The organism is Pseudomonas sp. GM18 (assembly GCF_000282195.1).
Lineage (GTDB): Bacteria > Pseudomonadota > Gammaproteobacteria > Pseudomonadales > Pseudomonadaceae > Aquipseudomonas.
Map to the genome: position 1 here is coordinate 21,251 of NZ_AKJT01000113.1, position 6,248 is coordinate 27,498.

6 protein-coding genes are annotated in these 6,248 nt (G+C 61.9%); all 6 read left to right on the forward strand.

Annotated elements, in window-relative coordinates; genetic code table 11:
- Positions 1-24 precede the first annotated feature (24 nt).
- The gene (locus tag PMI21_RS02615) at positions 25-1,401 is read left to right on the forward strand and encodes a M16 family metallopeptidase (protein WP_007941532.1); all 1,377 of its coding nucleotides are present in this window, start codon (positions 25-27) and stop codon (positions 1,399-1,401) included.
- 215 nt (positions 1,402-1,616) lie between these two features.
- Positions 1,617-2,645 (forward strand): DUF5924 family protein, encoded by a 1,029-nt coding sequence (locus PMI21_RS02610; RefSeq protein ID WP_007941533.1) that lies wholly within the window; start codon positions 1,617-1,619, stop codon positions 2,643-2,645.
- Positions 2,646-2,698: 53 nt separating this feature from the next.
- On the forward strand, positions 2,699-3,847 hold the full coding sequence (locus PMI21_RS02605; RefSeq protein WP_007941534.1) for an MlaE family ABC transporter permease: 1,149 nt from the start codon (positions 2,699-2,701) through the stop codon (positions 3,845-3,847).
- A complete protein-coding gene (locus PMI21_RS02600) occupies positions 3,844-4,647 on the forward strand; it encodes an ABC transporter ATP-binding protein (RefSeq protein ID WP_007941535.1) in 804 nt (267 codons plus the stop codon). Before PMI21_RS02605 ends, PMI21_RS02600 begins: the two co-directional genes overlap by 4 nt.
- Before the next feature lies 1 nt (position 4,648).
- Positions 4,649-5,587, forward strand: coding sequence for an MlaD family protein (locus tag PMI21_RS02595; RefSeq protein WP_007941536.1), 939 nt, complete (start codon positions 4,649-4,651; stop codon positions 5,585-5,587).
- Entirely contained in the window at positions 5,584-6,207 is a 624-nt protein-coding gene (locus PMI21_RS02590; protein WP_007941537.1) for an ABC-type transport auxiliary lipoprotein family protein, read from the forward strand. Before PMI21_RS02595 ends, PMI21_RS02590 begins: the two co-directional genes overlap by 4 nt.
- Positions 6,208-6,248 lie beyond the last annotated feature (41 nt).

A 6,248-nucleotide genomic window follows, 5' to 3' on the forward strand; every position in this document is an offset into this window, starting at 1 on the left:
ACGCTGGTCGTACGGAAACTCGTTATGCGTTGTCTGCTATTCGCTTGTCTGTTGCTCGGCGCCCTGCCTTCATTTGCCCTGGATCGCTTTCAGGTAGAGGGCTATACGCTGCCCAACGGCCTGCAATTGGTCCTCAAACCGGGCACCGAGCGCGGGCATGTGGCAATCCGGCTGGTGGTCGGCGTGGGTCTGGATGATTTCAGCTGCGCCGACAAGGAGCTGCCGCATCTGCTCGAACACTTGCTGTTCAGCGGTATCGACGCCACCGGCGAAGGTGGTCTGGAAGAGCGCATGCAGGCCCTGGGTGGTGAGTGGAACGCTTACACCGGCAACGCCGACACCACGTTCGTCATCGAAGCACCGGCGAAAAACCAGCGTAAGGCCCTCGATCTGTTGTTGGCGCTGCTGACCCAGACCCGTATCGACGACAACGCTATCAACGTCGCTAAGCAGGTGGTCGAGCGCGAAGACGGTGGCCATTATTCACACCTGCAACGCTGGCTGGATCGCCAGGACCTGGGCCACACCGCCAGCAACCAATTGGCGGTGGAACTGGGCCTCAAATGCCCGGAGCGCGCCGAAGTCGATCACCTGACCCGCGAGCAACTGGAGAAGGTGCGCAAAGCCTGGTACGCGCCCAACAACATGACCCTGATCGTGGTCGGCGAGCTCGACCGCCTGCTGCCGGCCTATCTGGAGCGGGCGTATGGCGCGCTCGTAGCCGTCGAGCCTGCCGATCACCTGCCCTTGCCGGTAATCCAGGCCAGCGCGGCCCACGAGCGCACGCTGAGCCACGGTTTTGTCGGTGGCGGCGCCAAGTTGCACTGGCTGGTGCCGGAGCCGGTGCAGGAAGACCAGCACGACGAAACGTTCGATTTGCTCAAGGACTACCTGGACTGGGCGCTCTATCGCCAACTGCGCCTGGTCCATGGGTTGTCCTACGGGCCCTCGGCCGAGCGTGAGGTGTTTGGCGGAGTGGGCTTCATGAGCCTGAACGCCGACCTTGAACGCGGCGACGTGCCGGCAGCTGAACAGGTGCTGGATGAGCTCAAGGCCGATCTGCTCAAGAACGGTCTCGACGCCACCACCTTCGCCCGCCTCAAGCAGGCCGCCATCGCCCGTCAGGCCTGGGCCGTGCAAGGCAACAGCGCCCTGGCGGATTACTACTGGAGCGCCCTTGGGGACTATGAGGACGGCCATTTCACCAACCCGGCCAAGGCACTGCAAGAAGTGACGCTGGCCGAGGCGAACCAGGCGATGCGTGAGTTGCTGCTGCAACCGGGGTATTTGCGGGTCGAGAAGCCGTTGGTGAGTTATGACCAGTTGATGTGGGCGATTGCCGGGGGATTTGGATTGATGGTGCTTGGCGTATTGGGTTGGCGTGTTCACCGCAAAAAGTAGTTTTTTCCCTGTGGCAACGGGTTTTGTGTGGCGAGGGGGCTTGCCCCCGTTCGGCTGCGCAGCAGTCGCAAAATTGGCCGATGCGTGTGCCGGATAAATCGAGGGGCCCTTTTTAGGGCCGCTTCGCAGCCCAACGGGGGCAAGCCCCCTCGCCACGGGGCCCCTCGGACGGTACCCTGTCGGGGATTTTTCCCACGACTATTGTGAACCGCCGAATGCCGACTCTGACCCTGTACATACAGCGCATCCTGGAATTGATGAAGCGCTATCCCGGGGTCATCGCGCTCGGCGGTTTCATTTCCGGGGTCGGCAGCTTCATGTTGGTGGATCGCCAACAAAGCCTGGCGACCTGGATCACTACCATCATGCTGGTCAGCTGGGTCTGGCTGATGCTGGAAAACAGCCTCACCGAGTTGTTCGCCAAGGTCTTCAAGCGCGAAATACCCCAGCCCCTGCTGCGTTATGCGACGCAGATGATCCATCAGGAAAGCCTGTTCTTCGTCCTGCCGTTCTTTTTCATCACCACCACCTGGAACAGCGGCCAACTGTTCTTCACGGGGTTGTTGGGCATGGCGGCGCTGATTTCGATCATCGACCCGCTCTACTACAAATGGCTGGCGCCGCGCCGCTGGGCGTTCCTGGCTCTGCACACCCTGACCCTGTTCGCGGCGCTGCTGACTGCCCTGCCCGTCATCCTGCACCTGACCACCGCCCAGAGCTTCAAACTGGCGCTGGGCATCGCCATGGTGCTGTCGTTCCCGAGCCTGGCGTCGATCTTCCCGATTCGGACCGTGCGCAATGCGTTGGCGATCCTCAGCATCACTGTCGGCATCGGCGCTGTCGGTTGGGTGCTGCGTTCCTGGGTTCCGCCGGCCACCCTGTGGATGACCGATGTGGCGATCAGCACCCAAATGCAGGACCGCACCCCCGGCAAGAGCCTGGAAGAAGTCAACGCCGAGCAGATTCGTGGCGACGGTTTGTACGCCTACACCGCGATCAATGCCCCACGGGGGCTGGACGAGCGGATTTATCACGTCTGGATGTTCAACGGTAAAGAGGTCGACCGCATCCCTTTGGATATCCACGGCGGGCGCAAGGAGGGCTACCGCGCCTGGACCCACAAGCAGAATTTCCCCGGCAATCCCGCGGGCAAATGGCAGGTTCGGGTGCTCACCGAAGACGGCCAGCTGATCGGCGTGCTGCGCTTCAAGGTCATGGACAGCACACCCGTCAAAGATAAGTAACGCGGTTCGTGCTATTAATCTGGTCTGCGCAATTGCCGAACAAGCAGGAGCTTATGACCAGCAGCACAACGCCCGGCAGTGCCCGACTGGACACCTCGCACATCCCAGCTCTGCTGCGGGTTACGGGTGACTGGACGCTCGCCCATTACGCCGATCTCAGCCACCTGAGCGAAAAGCTCCGTGGCCAATACGACAACAACACCCCCATCGACCTCAACGGCCTCGGTGCCCTGGACACGGCGGGTGCATCGCTGTTGGTGGAGTTGCTGGGTTCCGAGCGTCTGGGCAAGTCCGCCGAACACCCTGATTGCACCCTTTCGTCCGCCGATCGCGCCTTGCTGCAGACGGTGTATTGCTCTCTGACTGATTTCTGCGTGCCGATCAAAGAGCCGGAAATCAGCGTCGGCATTCAACTGCTGACTCGCATTGGCCGCGCGGTCGATGCGGTGTGGCAGGACACCCAGCAGCTACTGGGTTTCGTCGGCCTGATCCTGGAAACCATCGCGCGCGGGCTGCTGCGCCCCAAACGCTGGCGCCTCACGCCGATGATCGCCCACATTGAGCAGACCGGCCTCGATGCCGCCCCCATCGTCGCCCTGCTGACTTTTATGGTGGGCGCTGTGGTAGCGTTTCTCGGCGCGACCGTGCTGGCGAGCTTCGGCGCGAGCATTTTTACCGTGGACCTGGTGGCGTTCTCTTTTCTGCGGGAATTCGGCGTGTTGCTTACCGCGATCCTGATGGCCGGCCGCACCGCCAGCGCGTTCACCGCGCAGATCGGCTCGATGAAGGCCAACGAAGAAATCGACGCGATCCGCACCCTCGGTCTCGACCCGATGGAGTTGCTGGTGGTGCCGCGGGTATTGGCGTTGCTGGTGGCGCTGCCGATGCTGACCTTCCTGGCGATGTTGTCGGGGATTGTCGGCGGTGGCGTAGTCTGTGCGCTGTCGCTGGATATCTCGCCGGCGATGTTCCTGTCGCTGCTGCAATCGGACATTGGCGTTCAGCACTTCCTGGTGGGGATCGTCAAAGCGCCGATTTTTGCGTTCCTGATCGCCGCCATCGGCTGTCTTGAAGGCTTCAAGGTCAGCGGCAGCGCCGAGTCCGTCGGTGCGCACACCACGTCGAGTGTGGTGCAGTCGATTTTCGTGGTGATCGTCCTCGATGCCGTGGCTGCGTTGTTTTTCATGGAGATGGGCTGGTGAGTCGTCTACCCCGAGCGCCTACCGAGGCGGTGATCGAAGTCCGTGGGCTGTGCAATCGTTTCGGCCGGCAGAGCGTGCACGAGAACCTCGACCTGGATTTGTACAAGGGCGAAATTTTGGCGGTGGTCGGCGGTTCCGGCAGCGGCAAATCGGTGCTGTTGCGCAGCATCGTCGGCTTGCGCCAACCCAGCGAAGGGTTGGTGAAGGTCTTCGGTAAGAACTTGCCGAGCCTGTCGGAGCACGAGCGCTCGCTGGTCGAACGGCGCTTCGGTGTGTTGTTCCAGAAAGGCGCCCTGTTCTCTTCGCTGACGGTGACCGAGAACGTCGCCCTGCCCCTTATCGAACACGCTGGCCTGAGCCGTACCGACGCCGAGCACCTGGCGGCGGTGAAACTGGCATTGGCCGGATTGCCATTGTCGGCGGCCGACAAGTACCCCGCTTCACTGTCTGGCGGCATGATCAAGCGCGCCGCCCTGGCCCGGGCGCTGGCACTGGACCCGGACATCCTGTTTCTCGACGAACCCACCGCCGGCCTCGACCCGATTGGCGCGGCGGCGTTCGATCAGTTAATCCTGACCTTGCGCGATGCGTTGGGTTTGAGTGTGTTTTTGGTCACCCACGACCTCGACACGCTCTACACCATCACCGACCGGGTGGCGGTGCTGGCGCAAAAGAAAGTACTGGTGGCGGACGCCATCGACAAGGTTTCGGAAACCGACGACGCGTGGATTCACGAATACTTCCATGGCCCTCGCGGCCGCGCGGCGCTGACGGCCGCTAACCAGCTCAACGAGGTCTGACATGGAAACCCGAGCCCATCACGTATTGATCGGCCTGTTCACCGTCATAGTGGTGGCAGGCGCCCTGCTCTTCGGTCTGTGGCTGGCCAAGTCCAGCGTCGACACCGAATTCAAGGATTACGAAATCGTTTTCAATGAGGCGGTTAGCGGTTTGTCCAAGGGCAGCGCCGTGCAGTACAGCGGGATCAAGGTCGGCGACGTAGTGACGCTGCGCCTGGACCCGAACGATCCACGCCGGGTGTTGGCGCGGATCCGCCTGGGCGGAGACACCCCGATCAAGGAAGACACCCAGGCCAAACTGGCGCTGACCGGGATCACCGGCACCTCGATCATTCAGCTCAGCGGTGGCACGCCGCAAAGTCCGACGCTCAAGGGCAAGGACGGCAATTTGCCGACCATCGTGGCAGCGCCCTCACCCATCGCCCGGTTAATGAGCGACAGCAATGACCTGATGACCGGTGTGAACGTATTAATGCAGAACGCCAATCAGATGTTTTCTTCGGAAAACGTCGATCGCATCAGCAAGACTCTTGAACATCTGGAGCAAACCACCGGCATCATCGCCGACCAGCGCAGCGACATTGGTCAGGCCATGCAGCAATTGGCGTCGATCGGTAAACAGGCCTCCGCCACACTCGAACAAACCGCTGCGCTGATGCGCAACGCCAACGGCCTGCTCAACGCTCAGGGCAAGCAGATGTTCGGCAGTGCCGAACAAGCCATGAAGTCCCTGGAACAGAGCAGCGCGACCATCAACACACTGCTCACCACCAATCAGGATTCCCTGAACAACGGCATGCAGGGCCTCAATGGCCTGGCACCGGCAGTGCGTGAGTTGCGCGATACCTTGAGCTCGCTGCGCACCATTTCCCAGCGGCTTGAGGCCAACCCCAGCGGTTACCTGCTGGGCAGTGACAAGAACAAGGAGTTCACGCCATGAAGCTGATCCCGTTAGCCTTGGCTGCCGGTTTTGCACTGACCAGTGCCTGCTCGATTCTGCCCAAGTCCGAGCCATCCGATGTCTACCGGTTGCCCTCGGCCCAGAGCGGCGCACCGGCCAATCACAGTGCGATGCTGCACTGGTCGTTGCGACTGGCCAAGCCTCAGACCAGCGAAGCCTTGAACAATCCGAAAATCGCCGTGATCCCCCAGGGTGACCTGATCAGCAGCTACAAGGCTTCGCGCTGGAGCGACCCGGCGCCGGTGCTGTTGCGCAATCGTCTGCTCGATGGTTTCCAGCGTGACGGTCGCGTGCCGTTGCTTAGCACCGACGACAGCAATCTGCAGGCGGACCTGGAGCTGGGCGGCAACCTGCAGGCGTTCCAGACCGAATACCAGGGCACGGCGGCGAGCGTGGTCGTGCGGCTGGATGCGTTGCTGGTGCGTGGGTATGACCAGCGCATCCTCGCCAGTCGGCGCTTTGAAGTGCGTCAGCCGCTGAGCGATGTGAAAGTGCCGGCGGTTGTCGCCGGGTTTGGCCAGGCCAGCGACCAGTTGACGGCGCAGGTGGTGGCCTGGACGGTGGAGCAAGGCCAGAAAGTTATTTCGGGAAAACCCTGAGGTTGCCAGGATCGCAGCCTGCGGCAGCGCCCACAGGCGCG

Coding starts and splice junctions, on each gene's coding strand:
- PMI21_RS02615 (WP_007941532.1), top strand. CDS start 25: ATGCGTTGTCTGCTATTCGCTTGTCTGTTGCTCGGCGCCCTGCCTTCA.
- PMI21_RS02610 (WP_007941533.1), top strand. CDS start 1,617: ATGCCGACTCTGACCCTGTACATACAGCGCATCCTGGAATTGATGAAG.
- PMI21_RS02605 (WP_007941534.1), top strand. CDS start 2,699: ATGACCAGCAGCACAACGCCCGGCAGTGCCCGACTGGACACCTCGCAC.
- PMI21_RS02595 (WP_007941536.1), top strand. CDS start 4,649: ATGGAAACCCGAGCCCATCACGTATTGATCGGCCTGTTCACCGTCATA.
- PMI21_RS02590 (WP_007941537.1), top strand. CDS start 5,584: ATGAAGCTGATCCCGTTAGCCTTGGCTGCCGGTTTTGCACTGACCAGT.